This is a genomic window from Deinococcus pimensis DSM 21231, assembly GCF_000519345.1.
In the GTDB taxonomy this organism is placed as follows: domain Bacteria; phylum Deinococcota; class Deinococci; order Deinococcales; family Deinococcaceae; genus Deinococcus_A; species Deinococcus_A pimensis.
In genome coordinates this window covers 110,261-111,312 of sequence record NZ_KI912657.1, presented here as the reverse complement: position 1 = coordinate 111,312, position 1,052 = coordinate 110,261, and the positions used below count along the sequence as shown (strand labels likewise).

Genomic DNA, 1,052 nt, shown 5'->3' with positions numbered 1-1,052 from the left:
GCGTGGACCACGCCCGCCGCGCGGACGGCTTCGAGCATCTCGCGTCCGTCGGCGGCGCTCGTCGCGAGGGGCTTCTCGCACAGGACGTGCTTGCCGTGTCGGGCGGCGGCGAGGACGAGCTCGCGGTGCGCGGCGGGCGGCACGGCGACGTACACGAGGTCCACGTCGTCACGTGAGACGAGGTCGAGGGGGTCCTCCACGCTCGCGGCGCGCACGCGTGACGCGGTCTCTCCGGAGAGCGCGCGGTTCAGGTCCGAGACGGCGGTCACGACGACCTCCGGGTGAGCGCCGAACACGCCGAGGAGACGCTGGCCGATCGCGCCGAGGCCGACGACGCCGACGCGCAGGGGAGATGAGGAGTCGGTCACGGGAGTCCTTTCGTGCCCGGCCTGGGCCGGGCGTCCCGCGCAGGATACCGCGCGCCTATCATGGGGCCCATGACGACGCCCAACGCCTCCCCTTCCGATTCCTCCGGGACGTCCCTCCTCCAGCACCTGCGCGACCTCGTCGCCCTCACCGGTCCGAGCGGTTCGGAAGAGGACGTCGTCCGCTACCTGCGCCGCGCCGCCGCGCAGGTCGCGGACGAGGTGAGCGTGGACGCGTTCGGGAACGTCACCGCGACCCTGCGCGGCCCCGAGGGCGCGCCGCGCGTCATCCTCGCCGCGCACACGGACGAGGTAGGCTTCCGGGTCCGCACGGTGGAACCCTCGGGCTTCCTCAGGCTGGAGAAGGTGGGCGGCACGGACGACCGGGTGCTGCCCGCGCAGCGTGTGTGGGTCCGGACCGAGGAGGGGCGGCTGCTGGGCGTGATCGGCACGAAGAGCGCGCACCTCCTCACCGACGCGGACCGCCCTCGCGTGACGCCCTACGCGGAACTCTACGTGGACGTCGGCGCGCGTGACGCGGCGCACGCGCGCGAGATGGGCGTGCGCGTCGGCGATCCGGTGGGGTTCGTGGGGGACCTGGCGGAGCTCGGGCGTGGCAGCGGGCGCTTCACGGCGCACGCCGTGGACGACCGCGCGGGCTGCGCGGCGCTGCTCGCACTCGCGGGG

At 74.6% G+C, this 1,052-nt stretch carries 1 protein-coding gene and 1 pseudogene; one reads left to right on the top strand and one right to left on the bottom strand.

All coding sequences use genetic code 11. The features are described from left to right. A partial coding sequence (locus tag DEIPI_RS40120) for a Gfo/Idh/MocA family protein (RefSeq protein WP_045234564.1) occupies positions 1 to 368 on the bottom strand: 368 nt, incomplete at its 3' end. A gap of 69 nt (positions 369 to 437) precedes the next feature. On the opposite strand from DEIPI_RS40120, the pseudogene DEIPI_RS32025 reads away from it, so the two are divergent. Beyond that, a pseudogene (locus DEIPI_RS32025) lies at positions 438 to 1,052 on the top strand (M42 family metallopeptidase); the annotation flags it as partial.